The organism is Streptomyces johnsoniae, from assembly GCF_031845565.1.
Taxonomy (GTDB): domain Bacteria; phylum Actinomycetota; class Actinomycetes; order Streptomycetales; family Streptomycetaceae; genus Streptomyces; species Streptomyces johnsoniae.
The window spans coordinates 85823-104799 of the sequence record NZ_JAVREV010000013.1 but is presented as its reverse complement, the minus strand read 5'-3'; the positions used below and the strand labels follow the sequence as shown (position 1 = coordinate 104799).

Below are 18977 nucleotides of genomic sequence, written 5' to 3'. Positions count from 1 at the left end.
CCTGGGCCGGGCGCGCCGCGTCCCCCGCGCGACAGACGCGGCCTCCCGCGTACCTCTCACGACAGAGGCGATGATGCGCCCCGCGCCGGACGCGCCGAGCCGCCCGCGGGCCGAGAGTGGTCGTGGGCCGACTCGCCGTCCACCGCTGTCCGCCGTGCCGCTGAGTCGTCGCCCGATCTCTGGACGCGCGAGAAGGAAGACGTACATGACCACTACCCAGGCGATGAATCCGTCGCCGGCCAGGGGCCGCCCAGCGCGGCGACGACGCCTCGTCGCCGGTATCACCGGACTCGCTTCCGTGTGGGGATGCCTGATCGCCTCCTCGCCCGCCGTCGCGGTGGAAGAGGCGAGGCCGCGGATCGACTGGCAGGAATGCCCCGTCTACTCCGACGAGGTACTGCTGGCCCGGGGCATCACCGAGAACCGCCTCCCGGAGGCGCGCGCGGTGCTGGAACGCCTGGAGTGCGGGGAGATCGACGTCCCGCTGGACTACGAGGACCCGCACGGCGAGCAGGTCTCCGTCGCGGTCACGCGGCTGCCGGCCGAGAACCAGGAGCGGCGGCTCGGCAGCCTGGCGGTCAATCCCGGCGGCCCCGGCGGCAGTGGCTTCCTGATGCCGTTCGACCTGGTGATGCGGAACGAGGCGAGCGCGCGGCTCGACGATCGCTACGACCTGATCGGCTTCGACCCTCGTGGCGTCGGCTACAGCACCACGCCCGACTGCGGTCGGCCGGGCCGGGGGCCGGCCGCGCCGGGGCCGCTGACCGAGACGGCCGCCCGCGAGATGTACGACGACGCGGCTGCCTGGAACCAGGCGTGCGGGCAGACGGACCCCGACTTCGTCGGCGCGCTCACGACGGAGAACATCGCCCGTGACCTGGACCGGGTCCGGCGGGCGCTGGGCGAGCGGAAGCTCAGCTTCTTCGGGGTGTCCTGGGGAACGCGGCTCGGCGTCGTCTACCGCGGCCTCTTCCCGCGCGGCGTCGACCGGATGTTCCTGGACAGCGTCGTGCTCCCCGGGATCACCTGGGACGAGACGTCGGAGGCCCGCGCCGCCGCCACCGAACGCAACTTCGCCCGCTTCGCGGAGTGGCTGGCGGCGCGCAACGCCGGTTACGGCCTCGGCACCACCGCGGACGAGGTGGCCGCCACGGTGCAGGACCTGGTCCGTTCCTACGACCAGGCCCCCCACCTGTACACGGACATCGGGGTGTACGGAGACGGAGCGCTGGTGGCCAGGATGGCCACGCGGGACTCCAGGGAGTGGGACAGGGCCGGCCAGGCGCTCGCCGAGCTGCTGAGCACGGTCGGGGCCCCGGACGGTCCCGCGCCGCCGGCCGTCAGGGAGCTGGCGGGTGCCGGCGGGCGGGCCCCGCAGGTCCCGCCGGGCGCCCCCGAGCCATTCAACTCCGCGACGCAGCAGGCGATCGGCTGCAACGGCGACCCCGAGCGGCCCGCCTTCGAGGAGACCTGGGCCGCCTACCAGGAACGGCTGGCGGAGAACCCGGTCACCGGCCGGAGCGGCATCTTCTCCGCCGGCTGCGCCGGTTGGCCGCTGCCCGCCCAGGAGGGCGAGCTGAACGCCTCCAGGGGATCGCTCGTACTGTCCGGGCACCGGTGGGAAACGGCGGCGCCCTACGAGTGGACGCCGATGACGCGGGCGCTCGTCGGCGGCCGGGTCTACACCGTCGGCGACGACGTGCACGGCTCGGCTCTGCGGACCGAGGACTGCGCCGAGGACGTCGTCGGATACTTCGAGACCGGTCGCATCGACCGCGGCTGCACGGGGAGCCCCGTGCCGTAGCGAGCGGGCGCCACTGGCCTTTCCCGCGGGGCCGCCCCAGTCGGCCCCGCGGGGATTCGGCGTGCTCCCGGTGCCCGGCGGTGATCCGGGCCCGGCAGGCCACCATCTCCTTCGCGGCGACGCCCGACCCGCTGTCAGTCCCCGGCTCGGTCCACGTTGAGGAGTTCCGCGTACTCGGCGGCGTTCAGGTGTTCTCCCTTGAGCTGGGAGGTGATCGTGGCGTCCAGGATGCCCAGAGCCAGCAGGTTGTCTTCCCGTTCCCGCGCGTGCTGCCTGATGTGTGCCTCGGTGGCGGGGTCCACGTGGTCCTGCCAGTTGGGCGCGTACGTGGCGCCGCCGTGGGGGCCGAGGGGGAGCACGATTCCCGGCGGGCCGGGCTGGTAGGTGGTGAGGCTTCCGCCGCTCTCCAGGAGGACGCGTATGTTCGCCGCGATCACGGCCGCGTGGCCCACCGCGGCCCCGGCCTGCTTCGGCTCCTGGATCGCGGTGATGTCGCCGAGCGCGAAGACCCGTTCCTGTCCTGGCAGTCGGAGGTCGGCGGTGACCGCGAGCTGCCCTCCTGCCTGCCGTGCCGTCGCCAGGTCGCCGGTCAGATAGTCGGTGACGGGCGAGGCGCCGAAGCAGCGGAACCAGATATCGGCGGTGAGCTGTTCGCCGGTGTGCAGGGTCGCGGTGAACGTCTCGGCTTGGCCGGGGTCGGACGGGGGTTGGCCGCGCAGTTGTGTGCCGAGGATGACCCGGATACCCATCGCGTCGAGCTGACGGCGCAGTTCGGCCCTGAACTCGTCGGAGTAGCCGCCGGAGACGATCTCGTGACCGGGGTCGACGATGGTGACCGACGTGTCCGCCCAGGCCGCTTTGATCTCCCCGGCCAGTTCGAGGCCGACCGGGCCGGCGCCCAGGAGCAGGACCCTGCTGGCCTTGGCGAGGGCTTCGCGGGTGGCGTGATACCTGTTCTTGGCGGTGGTGCTGTCCTCGGTGTCGACCTTGGCGGGGAAGGGGAAGGTGGAGCCCGTCGCCAGGACGATGTAGTCGGCGTCGATCCGCGTTCCCGACTCCAGGGTCACGGAGGTGGCGTCGACGTGCATGGCCTTGTCGCGGATCACCCTGCCGCGGGTCAGCAGCTGGTCGTAGGGCAGGAACAGGCGGTCCGTCCACTGCGGATCGGTGAGGCCGCGGAGTGCGGCGACATTATGGACGAAGGTGTCCCGAGGCTCGATGAGAGTCACGTCGGTGACGCTGTCGAGCTGTTTGGCGACGGCGATGCCGCCGTATCCGCCTCCGACGACGGCCACGGTGGTGTGCATGATGCGTTCCTTCTTGCTGGTCGGAGCAGGGTGGTCGGGGTGACGGCGCCCACCTGTAGTACGGCGTCGAACCATTCGTCGAGACGGCCGGTCGTCAGGTAGTGGTCGGAGTCGGCTGTGGCGTCGTAGACGCCGCCGATGATCCGTAGCTTGTGCGGGCCGCGGAGCCAGTCGTTCACCGGCCCGGGGCGCGAGGCACGCAGGTCCAGCAGGTAGCGGTCCGGCCCCGCCCCGGTCAGCGTGGCGTCGGCTGATTCGGCCATGGGCCGGGGAACCCGCTGTCCCGGATGGAGCCCGCTCACGTTTCCCTGGGCGAAGGCGATCAGCAGGGAGAAGTAGCCGCTGCCGAGTTGCCCGCGCAGTTCGTTGCCGACACTTTGGAAGGGGTCGAGCAGGGCGGCGGGGATGACCCGGGCCGCGTTCGCGGTGAACGCCATGCCCTCCCAGTAGACGACTTTCGCTCCCTCGTTCCGCGGCAGCGAGGTCAGCGCGGCCACGGAACGGCGCCGGGTCAGGGCGTAGTCGAATCCGCCCGCCGCGAAGCTGCCGGCGTGCCAGTCGAGGATGAGCTTGGCCTTTTCCAGCGCGGCACCGGGGGCGGGCAGCGATGCCACCAGGTCGTAGGCGTCCCGCGCATGCTCCACGAAGGGATGCCCTGGATGGCTGCCTCGCGCGTGCTGCACGTGTTCCGGCACCTCGTGCGCGGTCACAATCGTGTCGTAGTGCAGGCGCAGTTCCGCGAGCCGGTCACCCGGCAGGTCGACCACATGGTCGATGACGGCCTGGTAATCGGAGGGCCGCGCGGACACGGGGTCCAGTCCGACGATGCGCAGCGCGTCGGACGGGTTCCGTTGGTTGAACGCCCGCGCCCATTCGAGCACGGCGACCATCTCCTCGGTCCGCCACGGCGTCCACAGGTCCGACATCGCCGCGCGGGCGTCTCCCTCGTGGCCGCGGATGTAGGCGTTCACCCGCTCGACCGCGGCCTCGTCGTCCTGGATCGCCAGGACCCGGAAGCCCAGGTGCTCGACGAGAAGGCGAACCACCCGGTGTCCCTGTGTCGTCACCTCGCGCGCCGCGCGGGTCGCCTCGCCCACTCCGACGATCACCGCATCGGCCAGCATGGCTTGGAGTGGTTCCAGGTCAGTGAGTGCTTCGGCCGGATCAGTGGTCGTCAACTCGCGTGCGTGGTCGGCTATCCAACGTCGCGTCGCCGTCGGTGGATGAGTAGTTGTCGCTTCTGGCACGGGACCAGGCTAGAAGCGAAGCGTGAGACGATGAATAATCGACAGGGGCGTTTTTATACGCGAACGTATCAGCCCTATGGGGGCGAGTGGATGGACATCCTCAGCGACGTGATCTCCGCCGTGCGGGCGGGCACCCCCGGCGGGGAACGCGTCGAATGGCGAGCACCGTGGCGTCAGCACTTCCAGGACCAGCCGGGAACCGCGGGCTTCCTGGTGGTGCTGCGAGGCACGTGCTGGCTGATCGGCGACGCGGCGGAGCCCGCCCGCCTGGTGCCCGGCGACGTGGTGTTCTCCCCGCACGGCGACGGATACGTCCTGGCCGACACCCCGGCCGGGACGGTGGTCGGTGACGAGGTCGCGGCCTCGTCACCGACCACCGTCACCCTGTGCGGCGGCTACCAGCTCACCCCCGAGTGGACGCATCCCCTGCTGCGAGAGCTGCCCGGCACCATCCACATCCCGGCTCACCCGGGCCACTACCCGGGGCTGCGGGCAGCCGTGGAGGTCCTCGGCGCCGAGCTCGGCAGCGAACGCCCAGGCGCCGCCGCCCTCCTGCCCGTGGCGCTCGACATGCTCCTGCTGTACGTCCTGCGGGCCTGGTTCGAGAAACACCCCCGTGAGGAGACCCCGACGGGGTGGGCCGCGGCGCTCGCCGACCCGGACATCAGCGCCGCGCTCAACGCCATGCACGACGACCCGGCCCACCGCTGGACCGTGCAGGAACTGGCCGACAAGGCACAGCTGTCCCGCGCGACCTTCTCCCGCCGTTTCAACGCCCTCACCGGCCAGCCACCCCTGACCTACCTGACCTGGTGGCGGATGACCACGGCCGCCAGGCTCCTCCTCGAACCCGCGTCCTCCATGGACGCCGTGGCCACCCGCATCGGGTACACGTCAGAGTTCGCCTTCGCGAATGCCTTCAAGCGCCACTTCCAGCTGGCCCCGGGAAAGTACCGCCGCCAGGCCCAAGCCCTCGCACGACGGTGATCGGCCCCGTCACCACCAACCGAACGCCTGCCCCGGGCCGCTTCCTCACCCGCCGCTTCGAGCGAGGCGTGCCCGGCGTACACTCACCGGCGCGCAGGCGAACGCCCTGGCGAACCCGAGGGGAAGACACCGTCCGTGCACAACTATGACGAGCCGGCCTGGAGACCGCTCCCCGTCCGGCCGGCCGCACTGCGCTGGCTGCTGCTTCTGCCCCTGACCCTGGTGTTCCTGCCGCTGTGGTGGGTGGTGTGGGTCTTCCTCGCGGTCTGCTTCTACGGCGTGGCAACGGTGGCCCAGCTGATCGTCTACGTGCTGCCGCGTGCCGAGAACGGCGCGGTACGGGTGCTGGACGCCACGCTGGGCCGGGTGCCGTTCATCCCGCGCTGGTGCGTGACCCCCGTGGCGCTGGTGCGGGAGGGCGACTCGGCGTACTACCGGGCCAGAGTGGACCGGCGCGTCGGCAAGAAGACCCGGCTGGTGGGGACCTCCCACGGGTACCACCGCGATCTGGAACTCGGAGTGCACTACTTCCGGGGCGCGGGCGCCGGTTACGTGCTGCGCGTCGCCTCGGAGCAGGGCTGGGACCTCCATCCGGTACTGCGCTCGCATCCCCGGCGCCGGCTCCGGCTGCGCCACGACGGCCGCCCGCGGCCCGACTTCAGGAACTGACCGACACCTGAAGGCAGTCGAAGCCCGAGCGTTCACCCTCGCCGCGATCAGGTCGTCGCCGCTGCCCGCTTGGCGACACACGCCCCGAGGTGAGAACGGTTGAGGCCCAGGTCTGTCCGCACCGGACTGCTCGATCCTGCCCGGCGCTTCCCCCAGGGCCAACAGGCCATGGCCGGCCCAGGCGCGCGCACTTCGCCGACTCGGCGTTCCCCACGAAGTGACCTCTCCGCCCGCGGGCCGACGCGTCAAGCGGATGCGTTGCCGCCGGGCAGTGGGCCGGGCAGTGGGCCGCGAAGCGCGCTACCGGGGCGCGATGCCGTGGAAGAGCCGGTCCAGGCCCCGGCGGAAGAGCAGGTCCGGGTGGGCGTCCGCGGGGTCCGTCCTCAGCAGCGAGGCCATGGCCCCGGCGAGGCGGGGGCGGCTTGGATCGGCGGCGATGCTCTCCAAGTGGCGTACCCTCGCCGCCGCGGCATCGCCGTCCACCGGCTGGATCTCGTGCTGGGCGAAGTTGGCGATCCAGTTGTTCAGCAGGGCGATGAAGTCCACCCGCTCCGGGATGTCGAGCCCGGTCGGTTCGAGGGCGGCCAGCAGAAACTCCATGTAGTCCTGCACCCGCGGGCCCCAGGACGCTCCCGCGCTCAGCTGTCCGGCCCAGGGGTGCCGACGGTATGCGGCCCGGCCACGCTCCGCGACGAGGGTCAGGTCGGCGATCCAGTCGCCCGACGGCTCATCGGGCAGGTCGTATTCGGCGGCGACCTCGTCGACCATCAGGTCGTAGAGGTCATCCTTGCTCGCGATGTACCGGTAGAGCGACGCCGCCCCCGCGCCCAGCTCCGCCGCCACGGCCCGGATCGACACGGCCGCCAGTCCCTTGGCATCGGCCAAGGCCACGGCCTCCCGGGCGATGTCGTCGAGGCTGTGCGCCGGCCGCGGCCCCTTCCGGCCGGCCCTGGCCCGCGTCCAGATCACCTCGGTGGTCACAGCACCTCCCAGTTTCCGCGTTGGCGGTCGCCCCTCACACACACTGCATACAGCGTTCGCAGTAAGCTGGCCACACACTGCGAACACCGATCGCTGAAGGAGTGGCCATGTCAGGACCATCCGCACCGGCAATTCGTACGGAGGAGTTGACCAAAGTCTATGGTCGGGGCCACAAGGCCATGACCGCGCTCGACGGCATCGACCTCACCGCGCCGGCGGGAACGGTATTCGGACTTCTGGGACACAACGGTGCGGGCAAGTCCACGTTGCTCCGTCTGCTGTCAACCCTCGCTGCCCCGACCTCGGGACGCGCCTGGGTCGGCGGCCACGATGTCGTCACCCATCCCGCCGACGTCCGGGCCTCGATCGGCATCACCGCACAGCAGACCACGCTCGACGGGCGCCTCAGCGGCCGGGAGAACCTCTTCGTCTTCGGCAGACTGCACGGACTCTCCCGGGCGACGGCCCGCCGCACCGCCGGGGAACTCCTGGAGCGGTACGACCTGGCGGAAGCGGGCGACCGTCCGATCAGCGCCTACTCCGGCGGAATGCGCCGAAGGCTGGACATCGCCTCCAGCCTCCTCCTGGAACCCGCCGTCCTCTTCCTCGACGAACCCACCACCGGGCTCGATCCACACAGCCGCACCGCCATCTGGAAGGCCGTGAAAGAGCTGGCCGAGAGGGGCACGACCGTCCTTCTGACCACCCAATACCTGGAGGAAGCCGACCACCTTGCGGAGCGCGTGGCGGTGCTCGACTCGGGCCGGGTCATCGCCGACGACACACCGCGCGCGCTCAAGCGGCGGATCGGGCTACGGCTGTCGGTGACCCTCGCCTCGGAGGAATCGCACGGAACGGCGTGCGGCCTGCTCAGCGGCCTCGGGGTCTCCGGCCTCCCCGCCCCCACCCCCCGAGCGACGACGATCACGGGCTCGGTGGCGGCAGGGACCCTGACGTTGCCGTCCGTCCTCGCCGCACTGAACGACGCCGGGGTCGACGTCGCCGACATCGGCCTGCACGAGCCCACCCTTGACGAGGCCTACCTCGCCCTGACCGGAGGACCGGCATGAACGACGCGGTGAACGAGGAGACACCGGCGGGAGAAACCAGGGGCATGGCCGACCGGACGCCCCGGAAGGGGCCGCGGGCACGGCCCCTCGTACGGAAGCGGTGGTGGCCGGCCGACGGCGCGATCATCGTCCACCGCAACCTCCTCGCCCTCAGGCGGAACCCTTCGGTCATCGCGGCGAGCCTGGCCGCCCCGCTCGGCATGGTCGCCATGTTCGGCTACGTATTCGGCAATGCCCTGAGCGACGGCTCCGCCACGGACTACCGGAGAGAGCTGATCCCCGCGGTCTTCGTGCTCGTCGCCGCGACAGGCGCCGTCATGACAGCGGGGTCGACGGCCATGGAGGTGCAGAACGGCGTCACCGAACGGCTCAAGTCGCTCCCGATGCGGCGCATCGCCGTACCGTTCGGCCTGGCGGGCAGCCAGCTCGTCCTGTCCGTTGTCTCCCTCACCGCCATGGCGCTGCTCGGTCTCGCCGTCGGCTGGCGCATCGAGGACGGCGCCGCGTCCGCGCTGGCGGGCTTCGTCCTGCTCCTGCTCTTCGGCTACGGCCTGACCTGGGCCGGGGTCTTCCTCGGACTGGCGATCCGCACCATGGAGACGATCCAGCAGCTCGCGCCGCTCGTCTTCGCCTTCGTCATGCTCTCCAACGCCTTCGTGCCGACTGCCGGCATGCCGACCATGCTGCGGACGCTGGCGGAGTGGAACCCCTTCAGCGCGGCAATCAGCGCGGCGCGTTCGCTCTTCGGCAACGCGCCCGCGCCGGATGGGCCGCTGCCGCTGGCCCATCCCGTCCTCACCACGGTGATCTGGTCCGTGGCCCTGATCACGCTGTTCGCCCCGCTGACGGCCCGGCACTTCGCGAAGGCGGAGTGAAGCGGGAGGAACAGTCCGCCGGCCGGTCCCCCGCGCGTTCGGATGCCGGCCGGCCTTGGGTGACCGCTGTCACGCTTGACCTCAAGTGCGGTTGAATTTGCAGGATCTGGTCCGGTAGATAACGCAACCTGCCGATCCACGGAGCGAAACCAGCATGAGCAGCGATTCCGGCTTCTACTCGATCATCGACTACACGGTCGACGGCCCCGAGACCCAAAGGGAACTGGCGGAGGCATTCGCCGAAATCCAGGAGCGGTGGGTGCGCTTCTATCCTGGCTACCTGTCCGCTCGACTCCATGTGAGTACCGACGGCACCCGTGTCTACAACATCGTGCACTGGGCGAGTGAGGCCGACTACCGCGATTTCGTCGAGACGTCCGACACCGAGGGGCGCATGGCGGCCATCCAGCAGGCGCTGGATGGGCTGTCGGGCGAAGCGGAGCCCCGCATGAGCGGAGCCCCCACCTACCGGGTCGTGCGCGAGATCGGCCCTGGTCCCCAGAGGACCGGCGATACCTGACCGCGATACCTGACCGCGGTACCTGACGCCGACGACGACTGCGTTGTCGAGTCGTTCAGTGTCAACGAACTCAGGGCACGAACGGGCTGCCGCGGTGGCGCGGCTGCGGCGCAAGCCGATTCCCGCTGTATCCGAGTGACGCGCCGGTGCGGCGGGGCGGGTCGCGCCCCCGGGCCGGGGCCGGGGCCGGCGGACCAGCTCAGCGCTGGGCGGTCACGGGGATCTCGGCGAGTACGTCGCCGGTCGTGTCGTAGGCGATCACCCGGAAGCCGAGGGTGAAGGCCGGGTGGTGGCCGGCGTCGAGGTAGTAGGTGCCCCAGCCCGGCTCGCCTGCCAGGGTGACCACGGTGGCCGGGTAGGTGACGTCCTGGCCCTCGGGCGCGATCTCGATGCGCGCGGGCGCCCTGTCCAGCCGCCAGGAACCCTCGACCAGCTCGACCACGTCGGCTTCCGCGCGGTAACCGGCACTGATGCTGTCGGGGTTGATGTTGCTGCCGGGGTACTGCTTGGCGGCCTCGACGTCCTCGTCGAACCGTTCGGGGAAGGAAACCACGTAGTTCTGGTTGCCCTCGGGCAGCAGCGCCATCACGAACGAGTCGTTGATCACCACCCGCTCGTAGGGCTCTACCCGCACGTGGCCGCGGGGGGACGGCGACTCGCGCGTGGCCGCGGGGGGCGCCGGGGGCGCGGTGCCGTCGGGTCCGGCGTCGGCCGGCAGCCATGCCAGACCGGCCGCCAGCGCCGCCGCCAGGACGGCCGCCGTTCCGGCGCCCGCCGCCGCCCGGCGGCGGGCGCGGAGCGCGCGGCCCCGGCGGATCATCTCGTCCAGCGGTGGCGGCCCGGCCTCCATCGCCTCCGCCGCCAGGCGCAGTTCCTCAACGAACTCCGGCCCGTTCTTCCGCTCCGCCACGGAACGTCACCTCCTGTCCGTTCTCCGGCTCGCGCAGGTCAAGGACCGCCGGGTCGGCGCGCAGTTTCTCCAGGCCGCGCGCCGACCGGCTGCGCACCGTCCCGACCCGGACGCCGAGCAGCGCGGCGACCTCGGTCTCGGTGCGGTCCTCGACGTAACGCAGCACGACCGCGGCGCGCTGCCGCGGCGGGAGCCGTTGCAGCGCGGCCGTTAACACGCCCCGGGCGAGGACGTTATCGACCCGGTCCCGGACGGTCTGTTCCGGGAACCGGGTCGTCAGCCACTCGGGCACCCGCAGCCGGCGGACCCGGTCGCGATGGGCGTTGATCATGATGCGCCACACGTAGGCGTCCGGATCGGCCGCCTGTGTCACCCGGTCCCACCGCGCGTACGCCTTGACCAGCGCCGACTGGGTCAGGTCCTCCGCGTCGTGATGGTTGCCGGTCAGCAGGTAGGCGGTCCGCAGCAGCGGGGACCACCGGCTGACCGCGAAGGTCCTGAAGTCGGCGTCGTGTGCTTCGGGTGCGCGAGTCATCGGAGCTGTCGGAACTGTCGGAGTCGTCGGACGTCGCCTCAGCGGCCGAGGGAGACCTCGAACTCGCTGAACACCTCGCCGGACCCGTCGGTCGCGGTGATCGTGTAGGTGTCGACGCCCTCGATCTCCCAGTGGGCGGGGTCGAAGTAGAACGTACCCCAGCCGTCCTCGTTCTCCAGCGCCACCGGATGCGCCCCGTAGCCCCAGTCCTGGCCCTCCGGGGTGACCGAGATGAACGGCACGCCCTCGTCCAGCCGCCAGGCGCCCTCGATCAGGACGATCTCGCCGTCCTCGCCGTACATGCCGGCGCTGATGCTGTTGGGGCGGATGTTGCTGCCGGGGTACTGCTTGGCGGCCTCGACGCTTTCGTCGAACTGCTCGGGGGAGGAAACCACGTAGTTCTGGTTGCCCTCGGGCAGCAGCCCCATCACGAAGGAGTCGTTGATCTCCACCCGCTCGTAGGGCCGCGCCTCGATCAGGTCCATCCCGCCGGCCTGGGCCCCCTGCGGGAGGAGCACCACCATCGCGGCGGCGGCAGCGGCGCCGGTGAGCACGGCGCGCCTGAAAGTCAGCATCCCGGTCATGAACCCTCCAAAGGGTCTGTCGTTGGTCGGTCATGACTCAGACGTCGGCCGGCAGCCGGATCTATCCACCGTTCGTCAGATGTCCGCGGAAGCCGTGTGGTGTCTGCCGATGGGGAGCATCAGCGGTCTGCCGGACAGGGGGTCCTCGATAATGCGGCTGTCGAGGCCGAAGACGGCGCGGACGCTCTCCTCCGTCAGTACCCCGGCCGGGGTTCCGGCGGCGTGCAGGCGGCCCCCCGCCAGGGCGATGAGGTGGTCCGCGTACCGGGCGGCGAGGTTGAGGTCGTGCAGCACCATCACGATCGTGGTGCCGCGGGTCCTGTTGAGGTCGGTCAGCAGGTCGAGTACCTCGATCTGGTGGGTGACGTCGAGGAACGTGGTCGGCTCGTCGAGCAGCAGCAGATCGGTCTGCTGCGCCAGGACCATGGCGATCCACACCCGCTGGCGCTGGCCGCCGGACAGTTCGTCGACGGCGCGGTCGGCGAGGTCCGCGGTCCTGGTGGCCTCCAGGGCCGACGCCACCGCGGCGTCGTCGTTCTCGTTCCAGCGGGAGAAGATGCCCTGGTGGGGGTGGCGCCCCCGGCCGACGAGGTCGAGCACGGTGATGCCCTCGGGGGCGAGGGGTGACTGGGGCAGCAGGCCGAGGGTGCGGGCGAGTTCCTTGGCCGGCCGGCGGTGCACCTCCTTGCCGTCCAGGACCACGCGGCCTTCGCGCGGGGCGAGCAGCCGGGACATCGAACGCAGCAGCGTCGACTTCCCGCAGGCGTTGGCCCCGACGATGACCGTGATCGCGCCGGGCGGCACGGTCAGGTCGAGGTCCGCCACGACGACGCGGTCGCCGTAGCCGAGCGTGAGGTTTTCGGCCGCGAGTGTGTGGGACGTGGTCAAAGCGAGCCTCCCGACCGGTGGGTGCGGATGATCAGGTAGATGAGGTAGGGCGCGCCGAGGACGCCGGTGACGACGCCGACCGGGTAGCGGACGTCGAACGCGAACTGGCCGGTGAAGTCCGCGGTGAGCACCAGCAGGGCGCCGACGAGCCCGGCCGGTACCAGCAGTGAGGTGCCGGGCCCCACGAGCCGCGCCGCGATGGGTCCCGACAGGAAGGCCACGAACGCGATCGGCCCGGTGGCGGCGGTGGCGAAGGCGATCAGGCCGACGGCGGCGACGATCAGCGTGACGCGGGTGCGTTCGATGCGGACCCCGAGTGCGGCGGCGGTGTCGTCGCCGAGCTGCATCGCGGAGAGGTCGCGCGCCCGCGACAGCAGGACGGGGACGAGCACGGCCAGGGCGACGAGGGTGGGCACGACCTGGTCCCAGGTGGCGCCGTTGAGGCTGCCGGTCAGCCAGCGCATCGCCTCCTGGAGGTCCCATTCGGCGGCCCGGGACAGAACGTAGGAGGTGACGCTGTCGAGCATCGCGGAGATCCCGATGCCGATGAGGATGAGCCGGGTGCTGGCGACGCCGTCCCGGAAGGCCAGGGTGTACACCAGCAGGGCGACGGCGAGGGCGGCGGCGATCGCGAAGACGGAGACCTGGCTCTCGTTCAGGGACAGGGTGACGATCGCGATGGCCGCCGCGGCGCTCGCGCCCGCGCTGATGCCGATGATGTCGGGGCTGGCCAGCGGGTTGCGGAGCATCGTCTGGAAGGTGACGCCGGCCAGGCCGAAGCTGAATCCCGCCGTCACGGCGAGGACCGCGCGCGGCAGGCGGAGCCGCCCGACCGTGAAGGACGCCCCCGGCACCTGCTCCCCGAGGATCACCCGCATCACGTCGCCCGGCGGGTAGTACGTCTGCCCGTACATCAGGGTCATGGCGAACGCGGCGACGACGAGCACCGCGAGGACCAGGACGATGAGCCGGCGCCGGGCGGCGCGTCGCGTCCGGCCGTGGGTGACGGCCCGGAGCACGGACGACGGCCGGGGCCGGGTGACGGCGGGGGCGCTCACAGGGCACGCACTTTCTGACGGCGGACGATGTGGATGAAGAACGGGGCGCCGATCAGCGCGGTCACGATGCCCACGTCGACCTCGGCGGGGCGGGCCACGACGCGTCCGACGACGTCGGCCGCGGTGAGCAGCGCGGCGCCGGCCAGGGCGGAGAACGGCAGGAGCCACCGGTGGTCGACGCCGGTCAGCAGGCGGCAGGCGTGCGGAACGACAAGACCGACGAACCCGATCGGGCCCGCGACGGCCGTCGCGGCGCCGCACAGCACGACGGCGCCGACCGCGGCCGTGGCGCGGGCGAGGGCGACGCGTTCGCCGAGTCCCGCGGCGAGTTCGTCGCCGAGGGCGAGCGAGTTGAGGGTCCGCGCCGACAGGAGGCAGATGGCGCACCCCACGGCGAGGAACGGCAGCACGTGCCCGATGCGTTCGAACGACGCGCCGCCCACGCCGCCGATCTGCCAGAGCCGGAAGCTGCCGGCGATGTCGTTGCGGGGCAGCACGACGGCGGTGACGAGCGAGGCGAACGCGGCCGACGTCGCGGCGCCCGCGAGGGCGAGTTTGAGGGGAGTGGCGCCGCCGCGCCCGAGGGAGCCGACGGTGTACACGAACACGGCCGAGACGGCCGCCCCGGCCATCGCGACCCAGACGTAGCCGGTCGGCGAGGTGAGCCCGAAGTAGGCGACCGCCGTGACGACGGCGAGGGAGGCGCCCATGTTGACGCCGAGGATTCCGGGATCGGCCAGCGGGTTGCGCGTCACTCCCTGCATGACCGCGCCCGCCAGGCCGAGCGCGGCGCCGATGACCAGGGCGAGCACCGTGCGCGGAATCCGCTTGGTGACCGCCGCCTGTTCCAGGGTGTCCTCGGCGCCGCCGAGCGCCGCGAGGACGTCGGAGAAGGGAACGGTGCGCGAGCCGAAGGCGACGGACGCCAGCATGATCAGGGCCAGCGTCAGGACCAGGACCAGGAGCCAAAGCAGCCGCACGCGCGCCGGACGCCGCACCATGGCGGCGTCCGGCGGGCGTCGGGTTCCGAGCGCCGTCACCCGACCCTGTCCGCCGCTTCGGCGAGTGCCGCCACGTAGTCCTCCAGCACCCAGGAGATCGACAGCGGGGTGGGGTTCGCCGCGGTGGCGAGGGGGGCGCTGCCCGGCAGGAGGTAGACCGAGCCGCGCTCGACGGCGGGGATCTTGGACAGCAGCGGGTCGTTCCGCATCGTTTCGAGCAGCTCGCCGGTCTCGTCGCCGTATCCGGTGATGATGTCCACGTCGTCGAACACGTCGACCTGCTCCGCGCTGCGCGTCAGGGCGAACTGGTCCGTGCCCTCGGAAGCCGTCGCGATGCTGCCCGGGGTGGTCATTCCGAGGTCCTCGAAGAAGAGGGTCCTGGTGTCGTGCGTGGTGTAGAAGCCGATCTCGCTCACGTCGTTGGGGTCGACGTGCGTCATGAACATCGCCGACTTCCCTTGCAGCTGCGGGTAGTCGGCGACCACGGCCTCGATATCGCCCTCGATGTCCGTGATCAGCTCCTCGCCCTCGTCGGCGAGTCCGATCGCCTCGCTGTTCAGGCGGATGATCTCGCGCCACGGCGTGGCCCACGGGGAGTCCGGGTACGCCACCACGGGCGCGATCTCGCTCAGGGTGTCGTAGTCCTGCTGTGTCAGCCCCGAGTAGGAGGCCAGGATCACGTCGGGGCGGGTGTCGGCCACGGCCTCGAAGTCGATGCCGTCGGTCTCGTCGAACAGGACCGGGGGCTCGGCCCCCAGCTCGTCGAGCCGCTCGCTGACCCAGGGCAGGACGCCGTCGCCGTCGTCGTCGCCGAAGTTGGCCGCGGCCATGCCGACCGGGACGACGCCGAGGGCCAGCGGCACCTCGTGGTTGGCCCAGTTGACGGTGGCGACGCGCTCCGGCTGGGCGGAGATGGTGGTCTCGCCCAGGGCGTGCTCGACCGTGAGGGGGAACGAGGTCGAGCCGTTCCCGCCGTTCCCTCCGTTCCCGTCGCTGTCGTCCTGGGCGTCGGAGGAGCCGCCGCAGGCCGTGAGCCCCAGCAGGACCGCCGCCATGGCGAGCAGGGGGATGCGGTGTGGGCGCATTGATCCGTACTCCACTTCCGGAACTCCTTGGTGTCGGACCTCGCACGTCTGGGTCGCGGAACGCGGTCGTGGAGCGGTGCACCGTGCTGACGCAAGCCACTTAGGTAAGGCTTGCCTTCCTTGAGCACCTTAAGAGAGCCGACCGCATGTCGCAATCAGCCTTTCGGGACACGTGTTGTAGCAATCGGGACATACGGTCGGCGGGCGTACGCCCCGGCAGCCCCGTTCAACGGGTCCGGAACGTCCCCGGAGTGAGCCCGGTCGTGCGCCGGAAGGCCGCGCCGAACGCGCTCGCCGACCGGTAGCCGACCCGCTCCGCGACGGCCTCGACCTCCCAGCCCCGGGTCAGCAGCCCGACCGCGTGCTGCGCGCGCACCGCCGCGACCCAGCGCCCGAAGCTGGTGCCGGTCTCCGCGGTGAACGCCCGGGTGATCGTGCGCGGGCTCACCCCCAGCTCGGCCGCCCAGTTGGCCAGCGTCCGCTGGTCGCGGGGGTCCTCGCGGACCGCCTCGGCGATGGGCCGCAGCAGGTCGGACACGGGCACGTTGAGCAGCAGTTCACGCGAAGACGGCGTGAGCACGTCCAGCACCATGGCCTCCGTCACCGACCGGGACGCCGCGGAGAGCCGGGGCTCGCCCAGTCGTTCGAGGAGCAGCCGGAGCAGCGGGGTGATCTCGACGGCCACGGGGATGTCGGAGATCGAGGTGGTGCCGCTGAGGCCGAAGAAGCTCGCGCGGAACCAGGTGCCGGCTATCGCCGAGCCGGAATGCAGGGTGCCCGCCGGCATCCACAGCCCCAGGGTGGGAGTGATGGTCCACACCCGCGCGCCCACCACGGCCGTGGACGCGCCGCGCTGGTTCCAGAGCAGTTCGTGAAAGGGGTGCGAGTGCTCGTTCCAGGTGGTGTCGTGGGCGACGACCTCGTCATAGCACCGGATGACGAACGGCACCTCCACCGCGCCCGGCGCGAGGGCGGGCAGCGTACGGGTCTCCCGGCTCGTGCGCGGGCGGGCGGCGGGGGAGGCGGCTCGCATGCCCCCACCCTAGGAGTACGGGAAGCCGGGCGAACCGGCGGATTGCCCTCCTGCTCCCTCCTGCTCCCTCCTGCTCCCGCCCGCGTGCGCACCACGCAGGAGGCCGGCCGCCGCAACTCGTCCACCAGCGCGCGGTGCCGGAACGGCTGGGCCTGGTTCAGCCCTCGGTCGGACGGGCCGGGAAGGAGTGTCGATGATGGTGACGCCGTCGTGGATCACACCGGACGCCACGGCGGAGGGCCCGTGGAGCGGATGGTCATGTCGCCGTCGACCGCGTTGCCGCCCGGCGCCGAGACGTTCGGGACCAGGGCCCTCAACCGTTCGGCATGCGCGTCCCGTTGGGCTTCAGGGAGCACGTCGAGCAGGCGGGTGGCACGCGCGTGGCGCTCGTGTGCGTCCGTCAGCGTCTCCAGCAGGTCCTCGATGCGCGCCCGCCACACGCCTTCCCGCCGGCTGCGCAGCCGCTCGGCCTCCGCGCCCGCCGCCCCGTTCGACTCGGCCCCGGTCAGCGCCGCCCCGGTCTGGTCCAGCCGCTCCCGCGCCTCCCGTTCGCGCCCCTCGTCCCCCTGCCCGAACCACAGCGCCAGCCGTGCCCTGACCGTCGTCCACGTGTCCGTGCCCGCCGCCTGAACGACGGCCGTGCCGCCGGCCGCCGCGAGTGCTGTCATCGCCTCGGGAAGCATCCCCCGGCCCCTCCGCTCCGATCCCCGCCGGCCTCCGGTCGCTCACCGCGATCGTCCTGCCCCAGATCGCAGTGCTCCTCGCGCCCCGTGGCACCAGGAACACGCATCGTTCCGCGCGTATTTGGACGATGGTTCTACTTGTACTATGGTTCAACTTATGACGCAGCCCCAAGCGCAGACGCAGACGCAGACCGGAACGAAGCGCGCGGGGGCGCGGGAATGGGCGGGCCTTGCGCTGCTGGCGCTGCCGACCGTGCTGCTCGGCCTGGACCTCACGGTGCTGTACCTGGTGCTGCCGAGCATGGCCGCCGACCTCGACCCCTCGGCGACGCAGACGCTGTGGATCATGGACTCCTACGGCTTCTTCATCGCCGGTCTCCTCATCACGATGGGCACCGTGGGCGACCGGATCGGCAGGCGGCGCCTGTTGATGATCGGGGTCGTGGCGTTCGCGGGCATCTCGGTCCTGGCCGCGTTCGCCCCGAGCGCCGACCTGCTGATCCTGGCCAGGGCACTGCTCGGCGTCGCCGGGGCCACGCTCATGCCTTCGACCCTGTCGCTGATCTCCAACATGTTCCCCGACGTGCGGCAGCGCGCCCTCGCGATCGGGGTGTGGGCGACGATGTTCGCGCTCGGGATGGCCGCGGGCCCTGTGGTCGGCGGCGCGCTGGTCGACCGGTTCTGGTGGGGAGCGGCCTTCCTGCTCGCCGTCCCCGTCGCGGTCCTCGTGCTGGCCGGTGCGCGGCTGCTGCTCCCCGAGTACGTCGCGCCCCACGAGGGCCGGCTCGACCTGGCCAGCGTCGTCCTCTCGCTGGCCGCCATCCTCCCCGTCGTCTATGCCGTGAAGGACATGGCCGCCTACGGGCCCACCCCGCTGACCGCGGTCCTCGCCGCGGCCGGCGGCGCGGCGGGCGCCGGGTTCGTGCGCAGGCAGCGACGGCTCGCCTCGCCGCTGCTCGACGTGACGCTGTTCACCGACCGTGCCTTCTCGGCCGCGCTGGCGGTCCTGCTGATCGGGCTGGTCGGCGTCGGGGGCACGATGTACCTGGTCACCCAGTTCCTCCAACTCGTCGAAGGACTCGACCCGGCGACGGCCGGCCTGTGGATGGGGCCGCCCGCGCTCGCCATGTTCGCCGCGGCCATCGGGGCCCCGCTCCTGGCCGGACGCGTGCGCCCGGGACTGGTCATGGCGGTGACGCTGGGGATCTCCGTGCTCGGCTACGCGCTGCTCGCGACCGCGGGACCCGGCAGCAGGACTTCGGTGGTGATCGGCTTCGCGTTCGTCTACCTCGGCCTGGGCGCCATCGCCGCGCTTGGCACGGACATGGTCGTCGGCGCCGCCCCGGCAACGAAATCCGGCTCGGCCGCGGCCCTGTCCGAGACCGTCCAGGAGCTGGGCATCGCGACCGGTGTCGCGCTGCTCGGCAGCCTCACCACCACCGTCTACCGCAGCCAGGCGCCCACGCCCCCGGACGCGCCGCCCGAGATCGCCGACCGCGTCACCGACAGCCTCGGCGGCGCCCTCGAAGTGTCCGAACGGGTACCACCGGAAACGATCCGCGCCGCCCAGGAGGCGTTCACCACCGGGGTGAACGTCGCCGCCCTCGTCGCCGGGGCCGCCATCGCGGCCGTCACCGTGCTGTGCCTGCTGACGCTGCGGCACGTCCGCCCGCTGGGCCAGGACCGGGCCGAAGGACCCGGCCCGTCGTGAGAAAGCCCGCGTGAACGGCCCCACTACAC

General features: G+C 71.6%; 19 protein-coding genes. 7 read left to right on the top strand and 12 right to left on the bottom strand.

What is annotated here, in order from left to right:
* The first annotated feature begins 205 nt into the window (after positions 1 to 205).
* The gene (locus RM779_RS22450) at positions 206 to 1804 is read left to right on the top strand and encodes an alpha/beta fold hydrolase (protein ID WP_311619555.1); all 1599 of its coding nucleotides are present in this window, start codon (positions 206 to 208) and stop codon (positions 1802 to 1804) included.
* A 134-nt stretch (positions 1805 to 1938) separates the two neighbouring features.
* Here the strand turns inward: RM779_RS22450 and RM779_RS22445 are convergent, their stop codons facing one another.
* A complete protein-coding gene (locus tag RM779_RS22445; protein ID WP_311619554.1) occupies positions 1939 to 3111 on the bottom strand; it encodes an FAD-dependent oxidoreductase in 1173 nt (390 codons plus the stop codon).
* Entirely contained in the window at positions 3030 to 4289 is a 1260-nt protein-coding gene (locus RM779_RS22440) for an erythromycin esterase family protein (protein WP_311619553.1), read from the bottom strand. The genes RM779_RS22445 and RM779_RS22440 overlap by 82 nt, the downstream gene beginning before the upstream one ends.
* A gap of 159 nt (positions 4290 to 4448) precedes the next feature.
* On the opposite strand from RM779_RS22440, the gene RM779_RS22435 reads away from it, so the two are divergent.
* Both RM779_RS22435 and RM779_RS22430 read left to right on the top strand, forming a co-directional pair.
* The gene (locus tag RM779_RS22435) at positions 4449 to 5345 is read left to right on the top strand and encodes an AraC family transcriptional regulator (RefSeq protein WP_311619552.1); all 897 of its coding nucleotides are present in this window, start codon (positions 4449 to 4451) and stop codon (positions 5343 to 5345) included.
* A gap of 135 nt (positions 5346 to 5480) precedes the next feature.
* The gene (locus RM779_RS22430; RefSeq protein WP_311619551.1) at positions 5481 to 6014 is read left to right on the top strand and encodes a hypothetical protein; all 534 of its coding nucleotides are present in this window, start codon (positions 5481 to 5483) and stop codon (positions 6012 to 6014) included.
* Between the two features lie 300 nt (positions 6015 to 6314).
* Here the strand turns inward: RM779_RS22430 and RM779_RS22425 are convergent, their stop codons facing one another.
* On the bottom strand, positions 6315 to 6995 hold the full coding sequence (locus RM779_RS22425; protein WP_311619550.1) for a TetR/AcrR family transcriptional regulator: 681 nt from the start codon (positions 6993 to 6995) through the stop codon (positions 6315 to 6317).
* Between the two features lie 107 nt (positions 6996 to 7102).
* Here RM779_RS22425 and RM779_RS22420 point away from each other — a divergent pair, with 107 nt between their 5' ends.
* The 3 genes from RM779_RS22420 to RM779_RS22410 all read left to right on the top strand — a co-directional run bounded on the left by RM779_RS22420 (position 7103) and on the right by RM779_RS22410 (position 9460).
* Positions 7103 to 8065 (top strand): ATP-binding cassette domain-containing protein, encoded by a 963-nt coding sequence (locus tag RM779_RS22420; protein ID WP_311619549.1) that lies wholly within the window; start codon positions 7103 to 7105, stop codon positions 8063 to 8065.
* Positions 8062 to 8940, top strand: a complete 879-nt coding sequence (locus RM779_RS22415) for an ABC transporter permease (RefSeq protein ID WP_311619548.1) — start codon at positions 8062 to 8064, stop codon at positions 8938 to 8940. The genes RM779_RS22420 and RM779_RS22415 overlap by 4 nt, the downstream gene beginning before the upstream one ends.
* Positions 8941 to 9094: 154 nt before the next feature.
* Positions 9095 to 9460, top strand: a complete 366-nt coding sequence (locus tag RM779_RS22410) for an antibiotic biosynthesis monooxygenase family protein (protein ID WP_311619547.1) — start codon at positions 9095 to 9097, stop codon at positions 9458 to 9460.
* 199 nt (positions 9461 to 9659) lie between these two features.
* Here RM779_RS22410 and RM779_RS22405 read toward each other — a convergent pair whose 3' ends face one another.
* From RM779_RS22405 to RM779_RS22365, 9 genes are all read right to left on the bottom strand, one after another.
* Complete coding sequence (locus RM779_RS22405; protein ID WP_311619546.1) at positions 9660 to 10370, bottom strand: hypothetical protein; 711 nt, start codon at positions 10368 to 10370, stop codon at positions 9660 to 9662.
* On the bottom strand, positions 10336 to 10905 hold the full coding sequence (locus RM779_RS22400; RefSeq protein ID WP_311619545.1) for a SigE family RNA polymerase sigma factor: 570 nt from the start codon (positions 10903 to 10905) through the stop codon (positions 10336 to 10338). Before RM779_RS22400 ends, RM779_RS22405 begins: the two co-directional genes overlap by 35 nt.
* Positions 10906 to 10943: 38 nt before the next feature.
* Entirely contained in the window at positions 10944 to 11489 is a 546-nt protein-coding gene (locus tag RM779_RS22395) for a hypothetical protein (protein ID WP_311619544.1), read from the bottom strand.
* A 75-nt stretch (positions 11490 to 11564) separates the two neighbouring features.
* Positions 11565 to 12377 carry an ABC transporter ATP-binding protein gene (locus RM779_RS22390; protein WP_311619543.1) on the bottom strand — a complete coding sequence of 271 codons (813 nt, stop codon included), beginning with the start codon at positions 12375 to 12377 and terminating at the stop codon, positions 11565 to 11567.
* Positions 12374 to 13435 carry a FecCD family ABC transporter permease gene (locus RM779_RS22385; RefSeq protein WP_311619542.1) on the bottom strand — a complete coding sequence of 354 codons (1062 nt, stop codon included), beginning with the start codon at positions 13433 to 13435 and terminating at the stop codon, positions 12374 to 12376. The genes RM779_RS22390 and RM779_RS22385 overlap by 4 nt, the downstream gene beginning before the upstream one ends.
* Positions 13432 to 14475, bottom strand: coding sequence for a FecCD family ABC transporter permease (locus RM779_RS22380; RefSeq protein WP_311619541.1), 1044 nt, complete (start codon positions 14473 to 14475; stop codon positions 13432 to 13434). The genes RM779_RS22385 and RM779_RS22380 overlap by 4 nt, the downstream gene beginning before the upstream one ends.
* Complete coding sequence (locus RM779_RS22375) at positions 14472 to 15521, bottom strand: iron-siderophore ABC transporter substrate-binding protein (protein WP_311619656.1); 1050 nt, start codon at positions 15519 to 15521, stop codon at positions 14472 to 14474. The genes RM779_RS22380 and RM779_RS22375 overlap by 4 nt, the downstream gene beginning before the upstream one ends.
* A gap of 226 nt (positions 15522 to 15747) precedes the next feature.
* Complete coding sequence (locus RM779_RS22370; protein ID WP_311619540.1) at positions 15748 to 16554, bottom strand: helix-turn-helix transcriptional regulator; 807 nt, start codon at positions 16552 to 16554, stop codon at positions 15748 to 15750.
* 215 nt (positions 16555 to 16769) lie between these two features.
* Positions 16770 to 17222 (bottom strand): hypothetical protein, encoded by a 453-nt coding sequence (locus tag RM779_RS22365; RefSeq protein ID WP_311619539.1) that lies wholly within the window; start codon positions 17220 to 17222, stop codon positions 16770 to 16772.
* 172 nt (positions 17223 to 17394) lie between these two features.
* On the opposite strand from RM779_RS22365, the gene RM779_RS22360 reads away from it, so the two are divergent.
* Complete coding sequence (locus RM779_RS22360) at positions 17395 to 18948, top strand: MFS transporter (RefSeq protein ID WP_311619538.1); 1554 nt, start codon at positions 17395 to 17397, stop codon at positions 18946 to 18948.
* Positions 18949 to 18977 lie beyond the last annotated feature (29 nt).